General features: G+C 43.1%; 27 protein-coding genes. 2 read left to right on the top strand and 25 right to left on the bottom strand.

Annotated features, from left to right (window positions below):
• Positions 1-2 precede the first annotated feature (2 nt).
• The 5 genes from FTU45_RS00455 to glnA all read right to left on the bottom strand — a co-directional run bounded on the left by FTU45_RS00455 (position 3) and on the right by glnA (position 4,530).
• The gene (locus FTU45_RS00455; RefSeq protein WP_180075729.1) at positions 3-1,217 is read right to left on the bottom strand and encodes an alpha/beta fold hydrolase; all 1,215 of its coding nucleotides are present in this window, start codon (positions 1,215-1,217) and stop codon (positions 3-5) included.
• A 135-nt stretch (positions 1,218-1,352) separates the two neighbouring features.
• On the bottom strand, positions 1,353-2,231 hold the full coding sequence (ubiA, locus tag FTU45_RS00450; protein WP_005096418.1) for a 4-hydroxybenzoate octaprenyltransferase: 879 nt from the start codon (positions 2,229-2,231) through the stop codon (positions 1,353-1,355).
• Positions 2,232-2,237: 6 nt separating this feature from the next.
• Positions 2,238-2,705, bottom strand: coding sequence for a chorismate lyase (locus FTU45_RS00445; RefSeq protein ID WP_034609065.1), 468 nt, complete (start codon positions 2,703-2,705; stop codon positions 2,238-2,240).
• A 35-nt stretch (positions 2,706-2,740) separates the two neighbouring features.
• Complete coding sequence (locus FTU45_RS00440) at positions 2,741-3,019, bottom strand: hypothetical protein (protein ID WP_180075728.1); 279 nt, start codon at positions 3,017-3,019, stop codon at positions 2,741-2,743.
• A 95-nt stretch (positions 3,020-3,114) separates the two neighbouring features.
• Positions 3,115-4,530, bottom strand: a complete 1,416-nt coding sequence (gene glnA / locus FTU45_RS00435) for a type I glutamate--ammonia ligase (protein WP_171063330.1) — start codon at positions 4,528-4,530, stop codon at positions 3,115-3,117.
• Positions 4,531-5,524: 994 nt separating this feature from the next.
• On the opposite strand from glnA, the gene FTU45_RS00430 reads away from it, so the two are divergent.
• Positions 5,525-6,739, top strand: coding sequence for an integrase arm-type DNA-binding domain-containing protein (locus tag FTU45_RS00430; RefSeq protein ID WP_180075727.1), 1,215 nt, complete (start codon positions 5,525-5,527; stop codon positions 6,737-6,739).
• A gap of 254 nt (positions 6,740-6,993) precedes the next feature.
• Here FTU45_RS00430 and FTU45_RS00425 read toward each other — a convergent pair whose 3' ends face one another.
• From FTU45_RS00425 to FTU45_RS00370, 13 genes are all read right to left on the bottom strand, one after another.
• Positions 6,994-7,740, bottom strand: a complete 747-nt coding sequence (locus FTU45_RS00425) for an N-acetylmuramoyl-L-alanine amidase (protein ID WP_180075726.1) — start codon at positions 7,738-7,740, stop codon at positions 6,994-6,996.
• Positions 7,737-8,294 carry a hypothetical protein gene (locus tag FTU45_RS00420; RefSeq protein WP_180075725.1) on the bottom strand — a complete coding sequence of 186 codons (558 nt, stop codon included), beginning with the start codon at positions 8,292-8,294 and terminating at the stop codon, positions 7,737-7,739. Before FTU45_RS00420 ends, FTU45_RS00425 begins: the two co-directional genes overlap by 4 nt.
• 59 nt (positions 8,295-8,353) lie before the next feature.
• Entirely contained in the window at positions 8,354-8,587 is a 234-nt protein-coding gene (locus FTU45_RS15400) for a hypothetical protein (RefSeq protein ID WP_373685727.1), read from the bottom strand.
• A complete protein-coding gene (locus tag FTU45_RS00415; RefSeq protein ID WP_180075724.1) occupies positions 8,580-10,598 on the bottom strand; it encodes a hypothetical protein in 2,019 nt (672 codons plus the stop codon). Before FTU45_RS00415 ends, FTU45_RS15400 begins: the two co-directional genes overlap by 8 nt.
• A 13-nt stretch (positions 10,599-10,611) precedes the next feature.
• The gene (locus tag FTU45_RS00410) at positions 10,612-11,004 is read right to left on the bottom strand and encodes a hypothetical protein (protein ID WP_180075723.1); all 393 of its coding nucleotides are present in this window, start codon (positions 11,002-11,004) and stop codon (positions 10,612-10,614) included.
• Positions 11,001-11,354, bottom strand: coding sequence for a carboxypeptidase regulatory-like domain-containing protein (locus FTU45_RS00405; protein ID WP_180075722.1), 354 nt, complete (start codon positions 11,352-11,354; stop codon positions 11,001-11,003). The genes FTU45_RS00410 and FTU45_RS00405 overlap by 4 nt, the downstream gene beginning before the upstream one ends.
• On the bottom strand, positions 11,347-12,564 hold the full coding sequence (locus FTU45_RS00400) for a hypothetical protein (RefSeq protein WP_180075721.1): 1,218 nt from the start codon (positions 12,562-12,564) through the stop codon (positions 11,347-11,349). Before FTU45_RS00400 ends, FTU45_RS00405 begins: the two co-directional genes overlap by 8 nt.
• Before the next feature lie 53 nt (positions 12,565-12,617).
• Positions 12,618-14,237, bottom strand: a complete 1,620-nt coding sequence (locus FTU45_RS00395; RefSeq protein WP_180075720.1) for a hypothetical protein — start codon at positions 14,235-14,237, stop codon at positions 12,618-12,620.
• Positions 14,237-16,210: a hypothetical protein gene (locus FTU45_RS00390; protein ID WP_180075719.1), complete on the bottom strand. Its 1,974-nt coding sequence runs from the start codon at positions 16,208-16,210 to the stop codon at positions 14,237-14,239. The genes FTU45_RS00395 and FTU45_RS00390 overlap by 1 nt, the downstream gene beginning before the upstream one ends.
• Positions 16,200-16,619 (bottom strand): hypothetical protein, encoded by a 420-nt coding sequence (locus FTU45_RS00385; protein ID WP_180075718.1) that lies wholly within the window; start codon positions 16,617-16,619, stop codon positions 16,200-16,202. Before FTU45_RS00385 ends, FTU45_RS00390 begins: the two co-directional genes overlap by 11 nt.
• Positions 16,616-20,233 (bottom strand): tape measure protein, encoded by a 3,618-nt coding sequence (locus FTU45_RS00380; RefSeq protein WP_180075717.1) that lies wholly within the window; start codon positions 20,231-20,233, stop codon positions 16,616-16,618. The genes FTU45_RS00385 and FTU45_RS00380 overlap by 4 nt, the downstream gene beginning before the upstream one ends.
• A 103-nt stretch (positions 20,234-20,336) precedes the next feature.
• Entirely contained in the window at positions 20,337-20,717 is a 381-nt protein-coding gene (locus FTU45_RS00375; protein ID WP_225215731.1) for a hypothetical protein, read from the bottom strand.
• Positions 20,718-20,770: 53 nt separating this feature from the next.
• Positions 20,771-21,331: a hypothetical protein gene (locus tag FTU45_RS00370; RefSeq protein ID WP_180075716.1), complete on the bottom strand. Its 561-nt coding sequence runs from the start codon at positions 21,329-21,331 to the stop codon at positions 20,771-20,773.
• 500 nt (positions 21,332-21,831) lie between these two features.
• Between FTU45_RS00370 and FTU45_RS00365 the strand changes: the two genes are divergently transcribed.
• Complete coding sequence (locus tag FTU45_RS00365; RefSeq protein ID WP_180075715.1) at positions 21,832-21,999, top strand: hypothetical protein; 168 nt, start codon at positions 21,832-21,834, stop codon at positions 21,997-21,999.
• A gap of 30 nt (positions 22,000-22,029) precedes the next feature.
• Here FTU45_RS00365 and FTU45_RS00360 read toward each other — a convergent pair whose 3' ends face one another.
• From FTU45_RS00360 to FTU45_RS00330, 7 genes are all read right to left on the bottom strand, one after another.
• Positions 22,030-22,371: a hypothetical protein gene (locus FTU45_RS00360; protein ID WP_004730163.1), complete on the bottom strand. Its 342-nt coding sequence runs from the start codon at positions 22,369-22,371 to the stop codon at positions 22,030-22,032.
• A gap of 455 nt (positions 22,372-22,826) precedes the next feature.
• Positions 22,827-23,585 (bottom strand): hypothetical protein, encoded by a 759-nt coding sequence (locus tag FTU45_RS00355; protein ID WP_180075714.1) that lies wholly within the window; start codon positions 23,583-23,585, stop codon positions 22,827-22,829.
• Positions 23,585-23,758 (bottom strand): hypothetical protein, encoded by a 174-nt coding sequence (locus FTU45_RS00350; RefSeq protein WP_180075713.1) that lies wholly within the window; start codon positions 23,756-23,758, stop codon positions 23,585-23,587. Before FTU45_RS00350 ends, FTU45_RS00355 begins: the two co-directional genes overlap by 1 nt.
• A gap of 9 nt (positions 23,759-23,767) precedes the next feature.
• Positions 23,768-24,190, bottom strand: a complete 423-nt coding sequence (locus tag FTU45_RS00345) for a hypothetical protein (RefSeq protein ID WP_005104404.1) — start codon at positions 24,188-24,190, stop codon at positions 23,768-23,770.
• Positions 24,165-24,662 (bottom strand): phage virion morphogenesis protein, encoded by a 498-nt coding sequence (locus tag FTU45_RS00340; protein ID WP_180075712.1) that lies wholly within the window; start codon positions 24,660-24,662, stop codon positions 24,165-24,167. Before FTU45_RS00340 ends, FTU45_RS00345 begins: the two co-directional genes overlap by 26 nt.
• Positions 24,663-24,669: 7 nt before the next feature.
• Positions 24,670-25,110, bottom strand: a complete 441-nt coding sequence (locus tag FTU45_RS00335; RefSeq protein ID WP_180075711.1) for a gp436 family protein — start codon at positions 25,108-25,110, stop codon at positions 24,670-24,672.
• 7 nt (positions 25,111-25,117) lie between these two features.
• Positions 25,118-25,477: a hypothetical protein gene (locus FTU45_RS00330; RefSeq protein WP_180075710.1), complete on the bottom strand. Its 360-nt coding sequence runs from the start codon at positions 25,475-25,477 to the stop codon at positions 25,118-25,120.
• Positions 25,478-25,484: the final 7 nt, after the last annotated feature.

Genomic DNA, 25,484 nt, shown 5'->3' with positions numbered 1-25,484 from the left:
CTTTACTTAGCTGGCATATGCTCTTCAATAAATGCAACCAGTTCAGCATTCTTTTCTACAATTGCTTGAGTATGTCCTGCGCCCTCAACCCCTAGGAAAGTCACGTCTGTACCCAAAGCTGCCAAATTCTTTTGCAAAACATCTGTAACATCATAAGGTACTGCCATATCTTCCTTACCCTGAATAATCATGACTGGTACACTGATTTTTTTAGTCGCGGGTTGGTTCTCCACCAAAAATTCTTTCACAGATCTGTTTTGATCAAAAGCATCTATCAACCCCGGATATTCAGCTACTGTTCTTCCAGGATTCTGCCGCAACCATTGATCGATATCTGCACTAAACTCTGTCATTAAATCGCCTAGACACAAGCCATTTTCACCAGTGGTTCCTTCTGCACGCTCAGCAACCAGTTTTGCACTGGATTCAAAAATATTCTGATATACAAAATTTGGCTCATAAGCTTTAATTCCAACTGCCACATATGCTGCATAAGCAAGTAATTCTGAATACACAGCTTTGGCAGTTCCTGCCGGAACAACACCAGCACCCTCGCCCAAAACTAATCGATTTAAAGCTTGTGGGGCAACTGTACCAATAATATAACCTAGGCTGGAGGCTGGTGCCGCAGCAACCGCTGCCTTATAGTTTGGATCATTTCCTGCAAATTCTGCCGTTGCAAGCGAAGCATGCCCCCCTTGTGATTGACCCACAGAAACCCAAGCTCCATTAAATCTATTCCCTTGCTGTTGCTTAAATCCTTTCACTGCATAAATTGCAGATTGTGCCGCACTCTCTAAATGTAAATAAGGATGAATGCCCTGTGTACCCAATCCTTCATAATCAGGAGCAACAATCACATAGCCTTTGGCAAGCAGACTCTCAGCCATGGCTTTAAAGCGTGGGTTAAAAGTATTTCGACTTGGTGCACAACTATCACCGCTCCCTACTGTACCGTGCTCCCAGACAACAACACGCCAACCATCTCGTGGTTGTTGTGTTCGCGGATAAATTACCAAGGCAGTAGCTTCTGCAGTCCTATTCTGTACATTTGGCATGTTATAGCGCATAACCCGAATACTTGATGCTTGAGACATAACATCTTGGGTATACGTTTGTTCACCGAGAAAAACCTGAGGCTGCGGGACAAAGAAATCATTATCATCATCGTTACACGCAGATAAAAATAGTACCGAGGAACACAGCACACCTAACATCAATTTCTTATAACTGTTCTACATATTTCTATCCTTTTATTGTTATTCCCTATCTCTTAATCGAGATCACTCAAAATTAATCATAAAAAAAGCATCCTTTATAGGATGCTTTTGTTGTTATCCGACATACGGTAATTATCTTAGAGCAAACAATATTCCCACAAAAATAATGAGGCCAATCCAACGGTTATGACGGAATGCCCAAAAACATAGCTGTGGATTTTTATCGCGAGTTTTAAACCATTGGTAAATAAAATCAGCAGCAACCAGCAAAAGTGCTAACAAGCCAAATGGAATCAATAAATTTTCCAGCCAAAGTGCAGCACCTATCAATAAAATACTGCTCGCCTGCAAGGTGCTAATGATTGGAATATCATAGCGACCAAACAGAATTGCGGTTGATTTTACTCCAATCTTTAAATCATATTCACGGTCTGCAATCGCATATTGAGTATCGTAGGCCACAGTCCAGGCCAGATTACCAAAATACAATAACCAGCAAGTCAGATCAGGTGTTTGCCCAACAGCGGTATAGGCCATGGGTATGGCCCAGGAAAATGCTGCACCCAAAAATACCTGAGGCAAATGGGTATAACGTTTCATAAAAGGATAAATAAACGCTAACAGCAAAGCCCCAAATGACCAGTAAAAAGTTTCGATCGGCAAGAAAAATAGCAGACAGGCGCTGGCAGCCACCAAAACCAGAAATACCATCACCGCTTCTTTGGCGCTGATGACTCCGGTCGCTAGTGGTCGGTTTTTAGTACGCTCCACATGCGCATCGACTTTACGGTCAGCAAAATCATTGATGGCACAACCCGCCGCCCGCATAAAAATCACACCCAAAATCATGGGAATTAAAATTTCAATGCGTGGCATCCCCTGAGCCGCGATCCATAACGCCCACAAGGTTGGCCAAAAGACCAGTTCAGTACCAATCGGTTTATCAAAACGACAAAGATAATAATAGGCGCCAAGACGCTCACGCCAGGTTATTGCTTGTGCAGTTGCCATATAAAGTCAAGCCCTTGAATTTTGTATAAAGTGTTCAAATGCCGGTAAAAATGTTTCTTGTACGATAAATTTACAGCCGTGCCAAGTATAGCAGCTCTGACGCGTCCAACCCTCTTCTAAAAGAATGACCCGACGCTGGCAAAGTGGATTCGTCCGTTGAAACAGGAACCAGCCAATTGGCTTAGTCCCAATATGCTGAAAGATTCGGGCTTTTTTCTGCAGGCTTAAAATTGGAAAAATACTCTTCGCTTTCACCCAGGGCGACTGTTCTGAACCATAGAGATAGCTTTCCCGCACCCAGGAAGTATGCTGATGTGACATCTGCATCCATTTGGCATTGGCGAAGCTTAAACGCTGAAAATGCTCTTGAATAGGCTCAACATGAAATTGTCCCTGCGCCAAGCCGGTCAATTGCTGTGTCAGAGAACCTGAGGCATACAGCCATGGTTTTAGCTCAGCAGACATAGTGGGCATCAAGGTATGCTGATTTTTAGAAAAATACGTCATGTTTAACAGTTATCTGCTTTAGCAATCACTTCAAATTTGCCTTGGGGTGTTTTAATTAAAATTAAGCCTTCAGCGCTTAAATAAAACTCTTTTGGATAGTCAAATGTAAATGCCAGTTCAGGATTTTTCAGTTCAACAAACTGTGCTTGTTTATAACCTTCAATGGTATGCCCTACTTCCAAATATGTAACTTCAGAAAAATTTAACTTAAAACCTTGTGTATGGTCTTTAGGATCATTCCAAGGAAAAAATCCGGTATGTTTTTTACGTGGTTTAGCCATAACAATCTAATTCAACATTCTTTGCTTTATATTAACCCAGTATAGAAAAAACCCGCGACATGCGCGGGTTTTTTACAGGGAAATTCTTGAAAGAATTACAGGCTGTAGTACATCTCGAATTCAACTGGGTGAGTGGTCGTGTTTAAACGACGCACTTCTTCAGTTTTAAGTTCGATATAGGCATCAAGCATGTCTTTCGTGAACACGCCACCTTTCAGCAGGTAATCATGATCTGCTTCAAGTGCTTCAAGCGCCATATCCAGGCTATGCGCCACTGTCGGGATTTTCGCTTCTTCTTCAGGAGGAAGATCGTACAGGTTTTTGTCAGCCGCTTCACCTGGGTGAATCTTGTTTTGAATACCGTCGATACCCGCCATCAACAATGCCGCGAAACCGAGGTACGGGTTCATCATTGGATCTGGGAAGCGAGCTTCAATACGCTTGCCTTTCGGGCTTGACACGTAAGGAATACGGATAGATGCAGAACGGTTACGCGCTGAGTAAGCCAGCATAATCGGTGCTTCGAAATGCGGAACCAGACGCTTGTACGAGTTTGTAGAAGGGTTGGTTAATGCATTCAATGAACGCGCATGTTTGATAATACCGCCAATGAAGTACAATGCCATTTCTGAAAGGCCTGCATATTCATCACCAGCAAACAGGTTCTTGCCATCTTTAGAGATCGACATGTGAACGTGCATACCAGAACCGTTATCGCCAACCATTGGTTTAGGCATAAAGGTTGCTGTTTTCGCATATTGATGCGCAACGTTCCAAACCGCATATTTAAACTGTTGAACTTCGTCCGCTTTACGAACCATGGTGTTGAAGCTTACACCAATTTCCAACTGGCAAGATGCAACTTCATGGTGATGTACCTCTACACGACCTGGGCCCATGATGTCTTCAATTTTGGCACACATATCTGCACGCATATCATGTGAAGAATCAACTGGAGGAACCGGGAAGTAACCACCTTTTACGCGTGGACGGTGACCAGAGTTACCACCTTCGTAGTCATTGTTGGTTGACCAGGCCGCTTCTTCAGCGATCAATGTATGGCGCGCGCCAGACATATCGATTTCCCATTTTACTTCGTCAAATACGAAGAATTCTGGTTCTGGGCCAAAGAATGCTGTATCACCAATACCTGTTGATTTTAGGTATTCTTCAGCACGGCGAGCAATCGAACGTGGGTCACGGTCATAACCCTGACCTGTAGAAGGCTCAATCACATCACAAGTCACAACAACTGTAGGCTCGGCAAAGAACGGGTCGATGAAACCGGTTTCTGCATCTGGGCGTAAAATCATGTCAGATGCTTCGATGCCCTTCCAACCAGCAATTGAAGAACCGTCGAACATTTTACCGTCTTCAAAAGTATCTTCGTCGATTGTATCTGCTGGGTAAGTCACATGTTGTTCTTTACCTTTAGTATCCGTAAAACGGAAATCGACCCATTTCGCGCCACTTTCTTGGATGAGTTGAAGGACTTTGTTCGCCATGCTCATTTTGCTCCGATGAATTTTTGTTGCACTCGTTACGTGCGTGTTAGTAGTTGGTAGTCATTAAGCAATTACCGTACCAACTATTCAAAGTATAGATAAAATCTTGAAATCTATATAAGAAATCATGAAGTGACAAAAATACTTTGCGACTATTATACTAGTTGAGAAACTAAATGCACTATATTCAGGCATTCTTCATTTATTTTATTTCTGCTTTATTTTTTAGCGCACCTAAATAGTGCAATCACCTATAGAAGTGTATTAAAAACATAGTTTTTTATATAAAATTTGCTACTTTTTCGTGTATTTGTTTAAAAAACACCCATATGTTGCTAAAAAATTGACTGTTTTCTTATGGTCTGAGACAAACAGAGATCTGCAACATGCAGTTGCTCAGTGAATATTTTGAGGCATTTTCTTTAAATATACTTTCTACACCATAGTCTATATAAATTTCTATTATTCAAGTGATGCTTTTTTCAACAAACTTTAGATCAATATTGCTGATTATTTTTAACTTATCAATTTTTCCCTAAAAAATACACAGCCTGAAGTTTCTTTAAGTAAGTCTATTACTTTAAATCATGATTAAAATTTTATTTCAGTTGATACAGATGCTTTTAAAGCAAATAAATTGAGCAAAATTGTTGCGCCGAATACGGCTATTTTTTGCTATGATGAATAGTGCTTTATTTTCACACAATGAAATCAATGATTTAGTCGTGTCACACCCGTGCTTGCAATAAGCGCAAATAAAGTACGATCTGGACAACTTTAGCACAGTTAAGTGCATTAATTTCAATAGGTTAAGCTCATGCTTTTAATGGTCGAGAATTATCATAATAATTAAATACCGTAAAATGCCATTAAATCAAAATCCTCATGTCTTTATTATCAAGCGTTTCGGCTTAAATACCATAAAATAGAATTAAATTGTATTAATCGCTTTTGTGAGTAATATAGTGAGTAACAATATTTAATCACTTGCGTTACTCACATGCTTAACGATACCAAGCTAAAAAAACTAAAACCAATGGAAAAAGCATACCGTATTGCTGATCAAGGCGGACTGTGTATTGAGGTTCGTTCGACCGGTACAAAGCTTTGGCGTGTACGCTATCGTTATGCAGGTAAGGCATCAATGATTAGTCTTGGTGAATACCCTATCGTAAGCTTAGCAGAAGCTCGTCAAAAGCAAGACGAAATCAAATCACTACTTGCAAACAATATTGATCCAGCTGTGCATCGTCAGCAAGAAAAAGCCGCCATGCTTTGTGATGAAAACAGTTTTGAGGTTATAGCAAAGGAATATGCTGCGGATCGACTAAAGGATAAATCTCAAACCTATGTTGATGCTTTTCATCGGGCGATGGAAAAGGATATCTATAAAGTTATTGGCCACAAAAATATTAAAGATGTGACCTCTGCTGATGTTTTGAAAATTATGCAGAATACAGTGAAACGTGTTAAGGGTCAGGATAACCGTGGCACTGGTGAAGTCACAGCAATTGAAAACAGAAAGAAGATTGGCTCTGTGATGAGATATGCCATTGCGACATTAAGAGCTGAGAATGATCCGACCTATGCAGTACGTGAAGTTATTGCACGACCAGACGTAGAGCATGCAAGACCGTTAAGCCCGGCTGAGCGGAAAGTATTTAGAGCGCGGATCGATAGTTATGGCGGTGCTGAGTCGACGGTCAATTCTATTTTATTCTTGTTCTATACCATGCTTCGCACAATTGAGGTGCGCCGACTTCAATGGTCATTTATTGATTTTGAGGAAAGGACTATTACTTTTGAAAAACAGACCCGAGAACAGCTTAAAAAAGGCATGCGCCTAACCAAGAAAAATAGGACTCATGTAGTACCCATGTCCGAACAGGTTTATCAACTTTTACTTAAACAAAAGAAGCTCACTGGCCGTAAGAAATATGTTTTTGAAGGTGTTTATAATGGCGGGATGATGCCAGCTACCACAATTAATAGAGCGCTACAGTACATTATGCAGAACGTTACAGCACATGACTTTCGCGCTACAGCATCCACCCTGCTCAATGAACTTGGCTATGATGAAAAGTGGATTGAAACGCAGTTGGCCCATGCTGATGAAAATAAAACCCGTGCGTCGTATAACCATGCCAAGTATCTAGCGGACCGCAAAAAAATGATGCAGGATTGGGCTGATATTGTAGACGGATGGAAGGAATAATAATGAAAACATGGGAACAGCACTACATCAAGCATTGCATTAAATTTGCCGAGCCGTGGGATAAGAGGTCGGGCTGGGCTGTCTGGCATAGTTGTTTTGAATATTGGGATGGGTGTGCGAGTGAGTATGCCGTTTTAAGCAAAGTGAGAAGCTGAAGTAATTTTTAAATTACTCCAACACATATCCCCACATTCACATTCGTCGTAATTGAATGAGCTGTGCAGCCCGGTAAAAGAAGGCACAGCAATAAAGTCTTAATTACGACTTTCATAATCGATCAGCACTTTAGCCACAGCCTTAGCAGCCAGCCAGTAACGCGCATTAAATCGAGCAAGTTCATCTTCATTTGAGATAAAGCCAAGCTCTACAATCAGACCACCAGCATTCACGTATGCCAATCGACCACGTGCTGATTTACTTTGATCAATCCAGCCATTGTCACCACGTAAACGACTGCCCAATGCATCGGCTACAGCTTTGGATAAGTCTTGAGCAAGCTTTTTGTCTTTCGGCAATGCAATCGTTTCAATGCCATTGGCCTGTTTTGATGTTGCAGCATTCATGTGGAATTCAACCGCCACACTTGAGCCTTGAATTAATTTTACCGCAGCAGACAATGGGTCGTTCTTGGTGCCTGTGCCATCGGTCTTGACCTGTAATCCAGCCTCACGCAAATAATGAGTCACTGCATTTCGGAAGTTGACAACCAGATCTGCTTCTTTCACTTTGCCGTTTACTGCACCGGGGTCTGTATTACTGTGCCCTGCTGTAACTGTGACAAAACCTAAGGACTGATTGTGTAATTGTGGCTGTGCGATTTTACGACCTACCCAGCTTAGGGCTGGCAATACAGTACCAATGATAAAAGGCGCATATTGTTCAGGGATAAAATTAAAGTCTAATGCCCACTGTAGTGCTAAAACTGCAAGCATTAAAAAAGCCCCCAGTAGTGGGAGCTTTACGGATAAGTACTGAAGTGCACTTTCTTGGATTAGTTTCATTTTTCCTCTCTCATATTTCGTTCATAAAGTTTGTTGCGGATTTCCTCAACCGTTCTTAAAAGTTGGTCAGATTGTTTTTCAAGGACTTGGATGGATTGGCTATTTGCCATGGTTTGAGTATTTACCGTGTCTGTTTTGCTCGTCTGCGTATTCCAAGCAACAACAAACAAGCCAGCCAAAAAAATACCGCCAAAGCGCACAAGACTTGTGGTGTTATCAATCTTGGTTTTGCTTTCACTTAGCACCCTGATCTGCATATCCATTTCTTTGAACTTCGGATCAATCTCATTTCGGACTTGTTTAATCTCGCTTTTAAAGTTTGACTTAGCCCGATCCAGATCATCTTGTAGATTATCCCGGGTCTGAGTTAAGTCATTCCGGGTTTGCTGATGCTCTTTATTGAGCTGCTCTAACTGCATATTCATGCGGTCAAGCTTTTGGGGCATTTCAGCTAACTTATCCATGCTTTTGGCGAGATCATTAATCTTGTCTGAAATAGCAATAAGCTGCCCTGCCGTTGCTATCGGTGGATCAGTTGAATAGTCATTCGACATTGCGCCCCCTAAATTTTGGTAATAAAAAAGCACCCGAAGGTGCCGTTGTTTGGTTAAGTTTAGACTTCTATTTCTGAATGGGACCCACTTGGCGCAGGTCGCAAAATAACTTGGTTTGCAATAAAAACTCTGGCACCTAAATTATAGATTGTGCCTGATGTGCACAGTACCGGCCCCGACCCCCCATCGATCTGCACTCTGTATTCAGGATGATTGACCGAGGTAATAGTGCCGATATATTCTGCATGAGTCGGATTAAGCAGCTTCCGCAGTTCAAATAAAGGATTAGTCACGACTGATGCGCTCCACGGTAATGGTTTCATTGACCTTTTCATGCGAGAAACTGCCACTCACCCCATCAATCACGCCCCACCACTGGCCATTGAAGGCAATGGTTTTACCAGGTAGCATCTCGCCAGTTTCCTGACTGACCGGAATATCCGAGAAAGTGTGCAGCTCCTGAATATTGGCTTTGACCAATTCATTTTTGCCATAACTCGCACCCGATACCACATTAAATAATGGACCGGTTACTGTCTCTAAAGGCACATCACCCGAAGTACCACGCTGCTGTACTTTCAGACTTTCACCACTTCGACTATTCACTACGGTAATGGCATTAAAGTCAGCAATATATTCATCGTTTTTCTTGATGTTCTGCTGCATCACCAGGCTTTCAGATAGCAAAATATCGTAATCATCCACCGTCATCGCCTCCCAATAACCTTTCTGGTACCGGGGTGAGATCGTCAGTGTATTCCCTGCTTTTTGACTATAGATAAAGCCACCACCTGCATCAACCACCTGCTTTATTGCATCAATTGGCGCAAGTTCTGCATAACTCAGGCTTTCAGTTGGTACGATCCAGCCTAACTCATCAATCAGTTTCCAATCCAAGACTGTGCCGGCATTAGCCCGGTCTAGTTCAGCTTGCACCAGTTGAACAGATGTGCGTTCGTTATCCTGGATAAACGAACGTAAAGGCCCATATTTATCCGAGTTCAGCGCTGTAACGCTTCGCCCTGGGTAAGTGTAAAGGACACTGGCAAAGCGACGGGTCTCCTCTGGATCCTCAAGCAGAATATGATGCTCAAAACCATTGATCATGACTTTCAGGATCACCGGATGCCCATCAATTGGCTGCAGCTTGTCTTTTTCCGTATGAGCCACGGTAATGGAGTAAGTCCAGCACCATTGGGATCGGCTGGTACTGTAGGTGCCATCAATCACTTTTATTTTTTCGCCGGTATCCAATCGCTCGGCTGTTAATGTATTCACGATATACCACCAGTTTCTGTTCGGCAGTGCTGGAATACAGTCATCTGCACCAAAATTTAAAACAACATCATGTGAGTCGACGTCATGACAGAGACAGATAAAATTTAAATCTGTACTACCCTGATATGACTCAGGCTCAGGCTTTGGCCAAGGTAAAACTGGATGCTTGCGATAATGAATCGCTTTGGCTTTATCCCATGGCAAATCTGACCTGGTGACAATCTCAAGGCCTTTATCCCATTCAAATGAGAATCGCTTTTCAAAGACATGGGCGACTTCATGCGAGTAAGTCACGTTCTTGCGCAGGCGAATCATTTCCTGCCAGAAAGTCTGCCGGTTATGACGTAACTTGATCGATTCCTCATGCACATAACGCTGATGAATAAAGCGTTTCTCACCTTCTTCCCAGACTAGAATCAGGTCACTACTTAAGCCAGTCGCCTGCTCATGTAGTATTCTGACAGCCCGGTTTAAACTGCCTGCTTTATCAAATCCAAGCTGAGTTTGATTGGAAATCACCAGGCCCTGATCATAAAAAAGAGCCTCATTTGAGACTCTTAATATTGGCCTGGCCCATGGTATTTCTGTAGTACTTAGGGCTGCAATCGCTTTCTGGTAGCGCATATCGAAGCCACAGGACACACCCACCAGATGATTGATATCGAATAACGCTTCAAACTGGGCATTAAATCCAGTTTGAATCACAGCATCCACTGCACAATACTGATCAATTCGGACTGCAGCGAATTCAGCTATAAAGCCGGTTTGCAACTGTACATCTAGCTGAGCAAACCGCCCTGTAACAGCATTAAACTCAGCATTAAAGCCCGTATTAATCTGGACATCCAATACGTCGTTACTATCACTTACTGCATTAAGCTCGGCAATAATCCGTGTATTAACTACAACATCTAAAGAAGCGAGATTTTGACCGTCACCACCAAAATTGAGATCGGTAGAGCCTGTGACGGGATCTTTAAAGTTAAGGTTTACCTGGTGGCCATCGGGTGGAATATAGTTCGACACATGTCCACCTCATTTATGTTGATGGTCTTAGGATCAGTGAATTCATCATGAGTGTGCTGCCCAGCACCAGATCAGGATTGGCCAATGTGATATCAGATCCAACTGCAAAGTCAGCAACTGCTTTCCCTTCACCGTTAAATAGACGTGCCCAAGCTGCGGTACCTGACTTTATAACCGTAGCTGCGTCCGTCTGATTTAGTTCTATATGATCGGTATGTACCTGTTTGATTGAGGGCTTAGGCAGCGTCAATGTAACCAGTCTCGCGCTATTATTTGGAGCTACGTTCACATCAGTAGGCTTTTCATCATCATAAAAAACAAAGGTAGCATTTGCGCTACCTTGATCTAAAAAGTTTGCCAGTGCCTGAAGTTGGACCAGTCCGGCAGCTAAAGAGGTTTGGATCATTTGGCTACCACCTTATCTGAAATCACTGCGTTATATTCTTCGTTTGGGTCGAAGGCCACTACAAAACATTCCAGCCCAACTGCAATATTGCGAAATGCATAAGTACCATCAGGCTTTGATAATGTTTCCCAAATCAATTGCCTATTATCTTTGCGAAATAAGCAGACAGGTACTGGGTAGTAATTTTCGCCCAATTTTTTAGTTGTGCCTTTAATTCGACCAAAACCTTGATCTGGGGTCAGCATGGTAATAATAGGGCGATGGGTTTTAAATTTTAAATACCCTAAGTCTGACAACCTCTCGTTATTTGGCACATATCCACCAAAAAACACTCTATTAATTTTAAGCAATTTTTATCTCCTCCAAAGGCATTGCAAAATAGACTGCAGACGAGGATGTAGTACCACTTAAATTGACTGGGGAGATTACTACTTTGTTGCTGAAATCAATCTCCATTGTCATTCGGGGGTTATCTGCTTTTGCTACTGATGGCGCACCATCTGCTGCATACTTAGCTAAATAACAGCCACCAGCAACATATCCGAGATGCTGTCTTGTTGCGCGCTCAAAGAGCATCATTGGTTGTGCGGATGTTGCATTAAACTCATCAACCTCAATAAAAGAGCTTGCTGCCTGTGGTGCATGAATAAACGTGGACGGGCTATTTGATGATGATGAATCAAAGGCAACCTGAATATTGCCAAGATAAGCTGCGGCATTTTGCAAGTAGTTGATGTTGCCATTGCCTGCTGCCGCGTAAATTTCCCCAAGCATTATCGGTAGATTAGCGTAATTAGAGGCGATAGGAAGAATAGCTGATAAACGACCACCACCCTGACCACTGTTTGTGGAAGACCCGTTATTAAACGCAACACAGAGATGATATAGACTACCAACCACCATTGCTCCGCCGAATCTTGTAAAGCCCTGCGAATAAGTGTTGTTATTTTCAGTTGTTCCTGCGGTATGTTGAAAATCCCATTTAAATCCATCTGCAGGGGACATAATAGATCTGTTTTCTGCTAATGCGTTTGCATCTGTAATAGCTCCAGCAACTAGGTCAGCCGTTTTACCAACACATGGACTTATACAATTACGTCGTGTAGGTTGATCTTGAAAACACAGTCTTAAATATAAATCCGACTCATCCAATGCTTTAAATTTATAGATGTGAATGTTTGCATTTTCATATACAAGCCCCCAACCAAGCGAAGCAACCCTGGTTGTAAAATTGCCCGCCATAGAAGTTGGCGCACCATCAATCGTCATTGTGACCGTATTTGCAGTCACATTATCAATGACGAACTCGCCGCCATTGATGCTTAAAAGCTCAGGCGCATTGACTTTTAAAACACGATCCGCAACATAGCCATGTGTGCCACCATAAGTAAATGTAACTTGATTGCCTGCCACGGTCACGCTTGAAACAGTCTGCTCGTTATAGCCCAGTGCCAACATTTTTTTAAAACGATCAGGAAATAGGGTTTTTGAGCCCGCACAAAAATCTAAACCCACGTCAGAAAAATCAAATAATTTAGTCTGTGTCTGTTTCATTGCCATTTTTATTTACTCATAAAAAAGACCGCTTGAAGCGGCCATATTTGATTTAACTTTTAAACCACGCGGTCAATGTCACCGCGCAGCATGATTTGGAATTGATCTGATATTAATGTTGGTTCAGACTGCTTCACGGTTCGAATCACCCAAACAGGAAAGTTTGCAGCTACAGTATTAAAGCGCAGCACGTTACCATTTGCCCAACCTGCACCCCAACCTTCTTTTTTCACTGTGAAATACGGCAAGCCAGTCACAGGGTTGATTGGTGCAAAATCAATATTCACACTACCGGTGCCGATTTGACCGGAATACTCCCCGACACAACGGAAGTTTGTTGCATCAGTAAATATCAGTGCCCAGCGCTCTTGAATAGCGCCTTTGTTGGTCACGGTGATTGGATATAGAGCATCATTGTAGTTTGCCGAGATGCCGCCACCGGTTGCCTCATCTGCCCAAGTATTGTTCCAAGACTGCTGCACAAATTTACGTGTGTAGCGTGACTGCATATCACCAATTACCAATGCTGAACCAACAATCGTATCAAGAGCATCATAGTTATGGGTAAGTGGCTTGGTGAATGTGATCTGGCCACTGATCTGCACATCACGGATCAAACCCATATCCTGATAACGGTATTTGGCTTTTAGTGGTGCAGTGAGACCAGTTAGGCTGAAATCACCACCCAATGTGACTCGCCCATAATCATAGTCGACCGCATATAGATCAAATGGCACCTTGATACCCTCGGCATCTTCAAGCTCTAGCCATGAAATCCGCTGATCATTCAGATTGTAGGTTGTACCCGCAATTGCACTCGGTAGTTCCTGCATCTTGGTCGCACTGACAATCCCGATCATACCGACACGGAAAATTGGCACACGTCCATCTAGTGGCAAGCGTGTGGCAGACAAGCCCAGAATTGATGAATCCAGCGGAATATAGGTATAAGCAATTGCGTTATAGCGTACCGAGGATGCATCCACCCAAACCGGCACATTAATAAATCTGCCACCCACATCATTGTATTCAAGCGTAATGTCATACCATGGTTGGGACTCAACCTCCGCCCGGTTGTCTTCATTTAGTAATGTCTTTTTATAAAAGAAAATATCAACAAAGCCATTAATGTAATTGATGGACCCATGGGCTTCAGGCGTTTCAATGACCCCATCCTCATCAGCACGAATGGTCAATTGGCCATATTCAAGTGATGAAACCACTACGGTCAATGATCCGTTGCGAATCGGGATCACTGGTGTTCTGAAGCTGACCTGGTTAATTGGTGGCAGGTCTGTGGTTGTGGTTAGTGATTCAAGTGAAATAGTGTTGTCAACATTTGGACTCCATGAGTCAATATTCACAATACCTGTACCCAGCTGAATAGTGCCAGCGACAGTGCCGGTGCCATTGCTTGGGTTGATATTGCGATACAGCGTGCCGTTTTGCTCAACAAAAGTATCTGAACCGATCTTGAAACGTGCTGAGTTGGCAATAATCTGCTCATCAAAGCCCGTAGTTAGATCGAGACGCAACTTGTCAGCTGTTATTGTTTTTAAGCCTGTATTCACTCCGGATGTATCGCGATATTTAATATTGATCAGGGTGCTGTCATAAGCACCCAACTCTACAGTTCTACGCTCATACCCCGATGTTTTGGGTAGGTTAAAGAAGGACATTAAGCAGCTCCATACAGGGTGTAAGATACCGGCTCATACTGCGGAATCAGTTTGGTCTGTTTTACTTTAGGTGTCATTTCAACCGCGCCAGTGGCATAAACAACCGTTCCTACAATTTCCCCCGCCTCATTGATAATATTTCCGGTACTGGCATTGACCGGTACGTCTCGAAAAATCACATTAAATGCAGATGCCGAGCTGTCTTCTGAGCGCAGGAACATAGAAAATTCAACGCTGTTTGGTTGTATTGCTGTTCCTGTACCAATAGTAAATATCAGCTTTTGATCCACATCAGGCAGTGCGGTTTTTTGCTGTGTTAGTGATGTGCCATAGCTGTAGTTAATCGTAAAAACAGTGCTTTTCTGCGGCAGTTTATTCGGTGTGATAAAGCCCTTCCCTGATGCATAATTGATTTCACCGGTGGCATCCCCCGTGAACTTGCCTTGTGCATTTGAAGTGGCTGTTTTTCCCACCCCCTCAAGCAACCAGGTTACCACCACACTGCTGGCCGCCAAGCCTTCCTGTTCAAGATCAAACTCAAATTTTGCCGGCATTACAGCAAGATTAGCCCGGGAAAAAGTGGTGATAGGCGTTCCCCATTGCAGCAGAATCACTGAATCCACATCAGGCAGCGCACCGGTAGTCAATAACCAGGTACCGGTCTCATAATTTACGATCCCCGAACCGAAGGATGCATTTGAGCCTTTTAACTGACCAGAACCATCATCATGCAATTCATAGAATCGACCTTGCGACATATATGAGATTGATAAACTACCTGCTGATGGTTTTGGTACTAGAACACCGGTGAAGTTCATCGACTGTGATGCAATAGTCACTGGAATGGCAAAGGACTGACCACGCTGTTTTGGTGTCGCTGCAGGCGTGAATGTAATACTCAGATTATGAGTTCCGGCTGACGCACTTGCGGTCCACTGGATCAGGCCGCGCTGATAATCAATCGTTCCAACTTGTGTGCCCTGTGCATTTTTCAGCAGCCCACCCTGATCAGAAATCGATTGGCCAGCCAAAGTGAATGACATGCTGGATGGCATGACACTGGAACCAATAAACAGGTTTTGATTCACACCGACATTCACCTGGAAAGTTGCTGTGATGGTGCCATCACGACCTGGTACCAGAACTGTACTTTCTGCAGCTGCATCAATATCCAGAATTGGGGTTTCAGTCTGGGCTGATGGGATAATCTGGGTGAACATGCTTTGTGCCTGTACCGTATACTCGCCTACGCTGGCATCCTCTTTGAGCTGAGTACTGGAATAATAAAGCCCAGTATCCGCAATAACACTTTCACGAATGATCGTGGTTGATGTTGCACCGGAATACCATTGACGCGCCGATAGCCCGACATAATCAGCATCCAGGGGATCGTTCAGCGTATACGTGGCAATCTTGTACTGTACTGGCTTATCTTCAATGATCATGATTGCAATTCGGGTTTCAACCTTGGTGATTCGCACAAACTGCTCATGCTCTGTTTGCTTACCCTCGTTTGAAACCAGAATAATCGTGTCACCTACGGCACTTTCCGCTTCTTCCGGGAACATGACACACTGTAGCGCACGCATCCCCTTGCCTTGGGTATCCAGTGGCGTGCCGGCAATCTGACCACCTCTGCCCAAATAATTTTCTACACGGCCTTGTGCAGCACTGCGCTGGTCAGTCCAGCTGCCAGTACCGAAAATTAGTGCTGAAACATTTGGATCTTTAGGTAACTCAGATACAAATACAGTTGCCCCCATCAGCAGATCCGTGTCTTCGGTCGTGACCGCCGGGAAGATCTTGCGCATGGACACATCGCCCATGGTTCGATCCAGCTCTGAAATATCATTAAACAGGTTGTTACTCAAACCATCCTGTACAACCTGCCCGTTATATTTTCCTCCACCATCCGGTGTATCAGATGAGCGTTCTGACTCATAAATCACCAGGTCTTTGGTTTCAATCGCCATCGTCTAACTCCGTAAAGCGCAAGGTCACATTAAAATAATCATCCAGCGAAACCGCTGGAATTCCTTTCACCGGTGCAGCCTCTAAAGCCCCATCCTGGTGGTTAAATTTGACGGTGAATTGTCGGTTGTCATGCGGTTGTTCAAACTGCAGTTTGAAATTTTCTTCCTGCAGCTTGGACCACTCCAAAACAGTCCGTAGTTCACGTAGCTTGATCCAGCCCATTTGCGGATCTGCCGGTTGCAAAGTAATAGGTCGGCCCGACTTCTTTTTGCCTTCCTGAATATGCAAAGTGCCATCCATGGCATAGGCCTGATTCTGCTCAATGGCCTTCCAGGAGAATTCATCAGACCATAAAAAACCGTCCTCTAATGGGACGGTTTCGGATGTTGCTAAGCGAATGAGCTTCATGTTGATTTCGCTATACCTTTTAATTGGTTTACAAGGCTGGTCATCACATCCTTTTGGCTTGCATCGCCTGTAAGGGATAGGGTTTGACCTCCGAATTGAATGTTGTAATTCACACTATCACCACCCTTACCATAGTCTTTAGTTGATGGTGATGATGGGGTGGACGGCGCGTAGTCATTCAGGCTGCTAAATCCGGTTGATCTACCATTCTTACCAACATATTGCTCCAGCCGCTCGATCTGCTCCATAACATACATCGCATTACCAAGGGCCTTTTGGTTGTCGTAGGCAGTGGTCCCATACTTTCTCTTCACCCACTCATTGGAAGCAGATTTGTAATAACCACCCGCCACTGGTTCAGCATCTTGGAAGAGCTCTTTGGCTTTTTGCTTGGTATCACCTTCATAACCAATATCCTTAAGCCTCTGTTCAATTTCTTCAACAGAAAGCCCGTGTTTAGCGGTTGTTCCGGTTTTGGATGCCTTCATCTTGCCCTGAGAAGCCATAGCTGCTTCCGTTGCTTTGCGAGCCTCTTCCCACGCTTCAGTAGTATCGTTACCCGCTCTAACGCCTCTACGGCCAAGATCATCAAAGCCATCACCAGCATTACCTGTGGCATTGCGAACACGGTGTAAGCTTTCTTCTACAGCATTATTGGCTTTTACTGAAACTTGGCCGGTTTCACTTACCTGGATCGATAAGCCTAGTGAGGCAGCTTTGGCATTTGCTGCAGCAATACTTTGAGCATCACCCGAGGCATACGCCAGCTGAATTGTCTTTTCATAAGCCTTTTGAAGATCCGCTTGAGTAGCCTGGCCACTCTGGCGTACTGTTTCAAAATCAGCCAATGCCATTTGAGCTGACAATCGAAGTTGCTCTTTGGTTTTAATGCCAAGCCGCTCGAAAGCCCTTCCTGTTTCATCCAAGACATCAGGTAGTTCAGAGGTGGCTCTCTTTATTGCAACAATACCCAATTCAACCTGCTTGGTTGAGAACACACCCTGCGCTTCAAACTCACGCATCTTGGCATTTGCCGCATCAATCTCAGCTTGACTCTTCGCCTTACTAAGCCACTCTTCCCATGCTTGGTAAAGAACATCACCAGCCTGTTTACCGGTATACCCTGCCTCACCCAACTTAGTCTTAAGTCCATCCAGTTCGTTTCCAGAACTAGAAAAAGACTTAGAAACTTTATTTAGCGAAACATCCAGATCCACGCCAAACAGCTTGGCAGCGGCAGATGCTCTTGAATAAGCTGTTTCCGCCACTTGGCCAGATCCAGCATTAGCTTTATTTAATTCAGCTATACGTAAATCACGGTTATTGGCCAACTCTGCTTCTTTAGCGTTAATGGCATTAATTGAGGATTGGGCGGAGGCTAAGGCATTTAGATCGCCAGTCTTCTTGGCTTGCTCAATCTGTTGTTCTAGAAGCGCACGTTCAACGGCGGCCTGTTTCTGGTATGCAAGATACTCCTCATCGGCTTTCTTAACATTTTCTTTGGCCAGCTTGAGAGCTTCTTCCTTTTTAGCAGCGCTTTCAGCCGCCTGTTCTGCACTCTGGCCAGCCTGAACACTAACCTTGCCAGCCTCATCAATGGTGACGATATAGCCCTTAGTCAAGAGATCGGCCTGCATTACGCCGTCCATGACACCGCCATTGGCCTTGATAGCAGCCTCGGCATAGGCTTGAACAGCATTTATCTTTTCGGACTCCGTGGCTTTTTTCCCATCAACTTCTGATTGCTGATCAGAAAGTAATCGCTCCAACTCCTGCTTAGATAGAGCTAATCGTTCCGCAGTTTTTTGTCCTTGAGTTTGAGCTGCCTCATTTAAGCGCTGAACACCTTTGGATTGAAAATTTTGAGCTTCACGATCAGCCTCAGCATAATACTCTTTAGCTTTATCCTTCATCAGATCAGCATTTGCGGCGAACTGCTTGCTTACATCGCCCCAGGTAAGTGCAGCCATAACACTATTTGCAGCAGAGGCAAGCATAAAGAAGTTGCCTGTCGCCACTTTAAGGATAATACCAATTGCTGTAAGACCATCGCTTACAAAACCAAGCGTAATTCCCAACCCTTGGAAAATTCTCTCCAAGAAGCTAACTTGCTCACCTGCAGACGAAACTCCTCCTGTAAACGAGGAAAAAACCGATAGAGTGCTCGTTATTGATGTATCAAGAACATCAAGAACGCTTGAGCCAAACTCGTATACTTGGGATGCTAACTCTTTAACCGCATCATAAGCAGCAGATATGGCATTCTTAAAAGCATCAATGGTGTTGGTGTCTATCCCGCCTTGCAAACCTCCAATTAGCGAAGCAAGCCCCAAACCAACATCATCTAAAAATACCTTTATAATCCCAAGATTATCAGCCACCGTAACCAAGGCGTCAGCAACGGCAGCACTCGAACCATTAGCCTGATCCATTTCACCAATGACGATTTGCCACGATGTAGCTATACGCTGTAGAGCGTTACCAATTGTTGTGGGAAACTTGTTGTAATCAGCTTCAATCGATGCTGATTGTTTCTGTAACGCCTGGATGACTTTCTCGGCTGATAGCTGACCCTCTCCTGCCATTGCACGCAGCTCACCAGTGGTCACGCCAAGTGACTGGGCAAGTGCTTTTGAGATACCCGGAGCCTGCTCCATGATGGAGTTGAACTCATCACCACGCAAAACGCCTGATTGCAATGCTTGTGTCAACTGGACAATTGCGGCTTCTGATGCAGCCGCTGATCCACCACCGGTCTGAATGGCCATATTAATGGTTTTGACTAGATTCAGGCTTTGCTGTTGGGTCATGCCCATTTGCTTACCAACATCATTCACTTTTGTGAATAGACCTGCAGTAGCATCAAGGCTTGAGTTGGTTATTAATGCCACTTGGTGCACACCAGCCATTGCTTGCTGGAAGTTACCACCATCACTGGTTGCGATGTTGATTCGAGCTGAAAGGTTGGTATAGGAATCCGCGGCCTCTGCTAATTCACGAATACCCAAGCCAACACCAATTGCAGCCATAGCACCAACAAGAGCATTTACCGCAAATTTTGCTCCATCTATTCCTTTTTTCGCTGACTGAGCCGCTGTATCTGTTTCTCTTAAGCTGTTGTTGGCTTTACTTACTTCTGCCTGAAATCCACTAAAAGCCTGATCTGCTTGCTGAACTTCTTTTTCAAGTTGATCAACCTGGACTTGTGCTTTTTCAATATCTGCAGGTGAAGCTTTGGTTTTTGAAAATGATTCAAGATTTTGCTTAGCCTGAGCCAGATCACTCTTAAGCTGACCTAAGGCTTTTTCGGCCTTATTACCAAAATCTGTAAAGTTCCCCGCTGTGGATTTTGCGTTATCACCAGCATCTTTGATAATGCCTGTAGCAGCATTTAGAGATTGAGAGAGCTTGTCCGCTAATTCACTGGTACCTTTTGGGATAATATTTCCCATCTCTTTAGAAGCATCAGTAGTCGCCTGTTTTAACCGTTCTGATTCTTGTTTTATTGCATTAAATACTGACTTAGCTGCATCTTCTGATTGCTTGATGTTGCCAACGAAACCTTTAGTGTCGGCATCCATGATTAATTTGAATGTTAAATTTTTACCAGACATGCTGACCTCTAAAATTCAGGCAATAAAAAACCCGCCGAAGCGGGTATAAATTAGAAATTAAAAAGCACCTTATGATGCCTTCTTAATCACGATGATCTGTAGATTAGCAGACCTGATTCCAAGCTTTCTGGAATTCTTCTGGATTCATATTCTCACCTTCAACGGCAACTATTGTTGGGCTTGCAATAAAGCGCTTAAAGCCTGTGTATCCACCAAAACTATTTTTACTATTAACTTCACCACAGTTACCATTATGGTTTCTTATTTCAGCGCTATTAGAGTCTTTTAGAAAGTTCTTTAATGCAATACGTGAATCTGTTTGTACTTGAATTCTTTTTGACTGCTCAGATTGGCTGCTGGCTACAGTTTTTACTGAGGCTTGGACTGGCTCGGCTTGAGAATCGGAATCATCACTTGCTAAAAAAGGCAAAGCAATAAAAAGCAGTAATGCGAATACCCCCAATAAAATATAAGAACGTTTCATATTCATATCCATAAATTATTATTTCCACATCATAACTTTAGGGTGCTACTTGATCAATCAGAGACCATTTCTTTTTTAAATGATTCAAAGCCTTTTTTGTCAGACTGAGCCACACGTGCTGCAACGGCGTTATTGAAGATTCCCTGCTTATATAGCTTGTTTGCTGCTTTCACATAGCTCTGGAATGCACCGTAGGTCATTTCCATGATTTCGCCATGCTGATGGCCCATTGATACCAGAAACTGGAATGAATCAAACCAAGTGGAGTCATCTTTATTTTTAATGCCACGCTTCGGTTTTTTATATTTGAAATAAGCTTGATTAACGAGAAGCACCGCTTTAAGCAGATCTTTAAACCCTTGCTCATCAGCAGCAAGTTTCATTAGTGATTCATGGTCCAGATCGGTGACGCATGCCATAGTCGAAATGACTTGCACACCGTGAGCTTTAAATAGCTCTGTCAAAATCTCATCTGAATGATTCTGGTCTTTGATAAAGTTCTTTAATGCTTCAGCATGCATTGCCCAGGTATCAAAGTCTTTCATCTGGATCTGGCGGACTTCAATGTCATTGATTTTGATGCTTCGATTTGTTGCTAGGAAAAAGTCATTCATGATGGAATCTCGAGATAAATTTTATGCATTAAAAAAGCACCCGGAGGTGCTTTTCTTTTAACGTTCATAAAGGCTGAATTCTATAAAGACCAACTACCACCTTGCCCCATCTCATAAACGATGAGAATCAAGGCTAGTACTATTAGTATGACAACAACGATTTCTGTTTTTGTTAGCATCTTCAGCGCTCAACTTTTCATCATTCATATGATAAGCAAAGCAAACAATTAATAACATAAATATTACAATAAAATTATTGGATGTTACAAAGATTTAGAAGTTAAGGAAAGCTCTTTAGAGTGTAGCTACCTACTGAAGCATTCAAACATTTCGTTAAGCAACTCAACAAAAAGTTTCATCCGAAAAGCATTCTTACGTAAACCTAGAAACCTATAACTTTAGACCTGAATATCTTACATATCCCGACATAGCTGATACATCCGTGATTTAAATCATCCTCTACACTGAAATTAAGTCTTAGAAACGTAGAGGAAATTCAAATGAAAAAGTATTCGAAAGTTCTAATCTTGGTTTTATTCGGATTCACTGGCACCGCAGCTATCGCATCAGAACCACCAATTGAGGCTACTGCTGCAGCTGAAGCGCAACAGGTTGCTTTAGAGTATGCAAAGAAACAAGCTGATACACCCGAATCATCTGATGAATAAAAGAAAGCCCTCTAATGAAGGGCTTAATAATTATTTATTCCAACTTGGTGTGCAGGAGCTTTTCCATGAAAGCTCAAATTGCTTTGGATCCATCTGATTTTCTACAAGCACTATATTCTTTTCAAGCACAATGAAACGCTGGAAATCAATATCTGTGCCCCCTACTTCCTTATAGCTAACTTCCCCACAATCCCCGACTTGATTCCGGAACTTAGCTGAATCAGGATTGGGAATGAATTCTTTAGTGGCTTCTTTTGCAAATTCAAGCTGTTCTTTCTTGATTGTTTCTAGATCAGGTTGCTGACCGTTAGATTCTCTGTGTCCGCAACCCGCTAAAATCATAATAAAAAATAATAGGCCTAAATTTTTCATAATATCCCCTTGCGTTAAGGGCGTCACTTTACATCACTTTTCAAATTTATCTAACGCCTAGGAAGGTAACTTTGTAAAGTTGTGTTTAGCTATTTTGACTCTCATTCAATATTAATTTTAGATAACAAGTTTAAAAATCCCATCTATCAAAAACCTCCCGAAGGAGGTTCTTAATTAGTTAACTTACTGACACACAAGATAAATAATAGTAGAAATAATTATTACAGCCAGGATGGAGATAGATATTTCCATTTTAGTCATAGCAGATTCATTCTTAACGTGAACTGAATATCTTTTATATCCCCATCAGATGAAAATTAGAATAACAAAAGATTACATAATCTTTATTTTTTACTATTTATTAAGTTTCATCTTAAATGTTTTAAGACTTATTACGATAAGGCAGGCACAAAAAAAGACGCATAGCGCCGTGGAGTTCTTTGTGCCTGTGTTTGTTAGACAGCTGCCGGAATCGTCACAACATGGCCATATAGGCCTAATGCTGGATCTGATTCTTTAGTCACATCCGATAAAGCCTGACCTGAAATTTCATACTGACCCAGTTCTTCATGGATCAATGGGAAAGTGGTTTCTGGTGACTTCTTGGTACGCCATAGCGTTACAGCCACATGCTCACCGTTTGCAGTATTAATCCCCTTAAAGAAGAGCTCATACTCTTTTTCAAAGTCGGATGCCAATGTGGTATTAGTCACTGCACCAGTTGTATAGCTCGCCAGAATCGGCATGACCAGATCAGCAACATCATTAAAAATCACAGTACCGAATTTAGCATCTAGTGTGTACTGATCATCGGTAAGAGTTTTAGCTGTACCGCTGGTTGAATCTTTGAAGGAAACAGTTTTTAGGTTATAGCCATTAAGCTTGATTTCCTGTCCAGCAACCACAGTACCCAAGGACACATCGGTTTCTGTCTTTGTGGGTACAGCATGTGTCATACCAGAGAGAATGTATTGAAGATTCTCTGGATTAACTTCTTCAATCTGCCCTGAGAAGTTCACAGAAGTAGCATTAATCATGGTGAAATCGGTAGTGCGTTTACCCGTCGTTGATTCTTTATGCTCAATAACATCAGCACCAATTTCCAATTCAAACTCAGGTACGTTACCAAGGTGGCGCATTGCACCAGCAACACCATTCACAAGCTCAGATAAGTAAAACTTACCTTGCAGTGAGATATAGTTCTTTTTAGCCATTACTTTTCATCCCCTGTGGTTTTCTTCGCTGGAGCAGCGGCTTTAGCTTCAGGTACTTCCTGAATAGCGCCATCTGCCAGTAATTTTTTGATTTGTGCGTCATCCAACCCGCCAACGACATCGCCCTTTTGGAAGCGTCCGACGGGCTGTGTTGCCCTGTATTGTTTCGCCATGATTGGCTCCTAAATGAATTTTTGTGATTCAAAAATAATAGTGATGTATGCAAAGCCTGGACTGTAACCATCGCGTACCGAAATGAATTCCAAGGCTGTGCGTGATGCCTGAGGCTGCCAGCCTGAAAGCAACTGAATTACTTTTTCAGTTAAAAGACCAGCTTCATCACTTACCGCCCGACCATCAGTCATCTGAGATTGAGCATTGCGACATGCCACCGTAACCGCCCATTGCTGACCGATCTGATTGATACTTCCACGACCTGCACTTGCCTTTTTATCTATACGAACAAAATTGACGTGTGCCGACGGCGTGACTTGCGACATCTCTGTTACGCTGACTGAATTCAACGGCGTATAGATCTTTAGAAATTCTGGAATCTCTTTCAGTTTTTCTGCAATCTCATCACGCACCGCGAAGAAGGTGCTCATCTATAAAACTCCCGACAATATCCAAAACCATAACTTCATCTTCCGCATCAAGACCGAGTTGAGTCCGAGGTGGAATAATGGATTGCTTAACTTTCCGATATTGGCCACCCACTGCAAAAGTGATGTATTGGCCATTCTTGGGTAGGATTGTTGCGCCGTAATGCAGATGTGGTGCGTACGCAACATCTGTACCCACCTCCACACCACTTGAAAGTACATTGTGTGTGTAGGAATTCATTAGGCGGCCAGTATCACGTAGCGTTTCGCCACCTTGCAGCTTGGCTCTCCATGAAATCTTCCACGGGTTACCATCCACACCAGTACCGGTTAAAAACCGATTGTGGACACTACTTTCAAGCCCAGCACCGATCTCATCAAATAACTGAGCCTTTAATGAGTCAAAGCTACCCAATTGTTTAAGCACCGCTTCGATAGGTGAGCTATCAGCTTGAATGATTATTGCAAAAGCCATAAGCACCTCACTTCAAGCTGGGCATCTGGTCCAGGATAGAATCCCCAAATACACCACCGGTATATGAAGTACCGACCGGTGCTGTCGAAGGTCGTCCTTTGGGTTGGTCTTCCACGATTTGATTAGTTTCAGGTAATTGAATCTGCAAGTGAGCTTTGTTATCAGCAACACGTTTTAAGAATGCGATTGCATCTTCATAACGCTGTCGCACCTCATCGGTGGGTTGCTGGAAGTAAAGGCGATAGCGTGCAATATCACACGCCATGCGCTTTAAATTACTCGGCACATTGGGAAGCGGCAAAGGATAACGGCCGCCGATGTGGCCGTTAATTTCCTCTGTCGCATCCTGAATTGCATCAGTTACTGAGGACTGAGAAGGAAGCATCGTTTTTAGATTTTCAATCTCATCACCAAATCGTGCGACCAAATACGATTCAGTCGCATACATAGATCACCTACTTGGTTTCATCAGCAGGTTTTTCACCGGCTTTAGGTTTTGCGGCAGGTTTCACCTTTTCAAGTTCAGCCACTTTTGCTTTTAGCTCGGTAACTTCTTGATCTACCTTTGCCTTGTCAGCAGCTGCTGTCTGATTGGCTTCGGTTAAGGTTTTATTTGCTGCTGTCAGCTCAGCATTAGCCTTTTCAAGTTCAGCTAGGAGAGCAGCAGTATTGTCTGCCTTAGATTCTTCCGGCTCTTGATATTCTTCAATAGCCCCAGATGCTAAAAGGGCCTGAAGTTGTTTAGCTTCAAGCCCCTCTATTTCCTGACCTGGACGAAAGTGCCCGATCGATTGTTTTGCAATGTACTTTGGCATTTGATTC

The organism is Acinetobacter sp. YH12106, assembly GCF_013418995.1.
Classification (GTDB): domain Bacteria; phylum Pseudomonadota; class Gammaproteobacteria; order Pseudomonadales; family Moraxellaceae; genus Acinetobacter; species Acinetobacter pseudolwoffii.
Note: the sequence above shows the minus strand (reverse complement) of the source record. Positions and strands in the feature narration are given on the sequence as shown.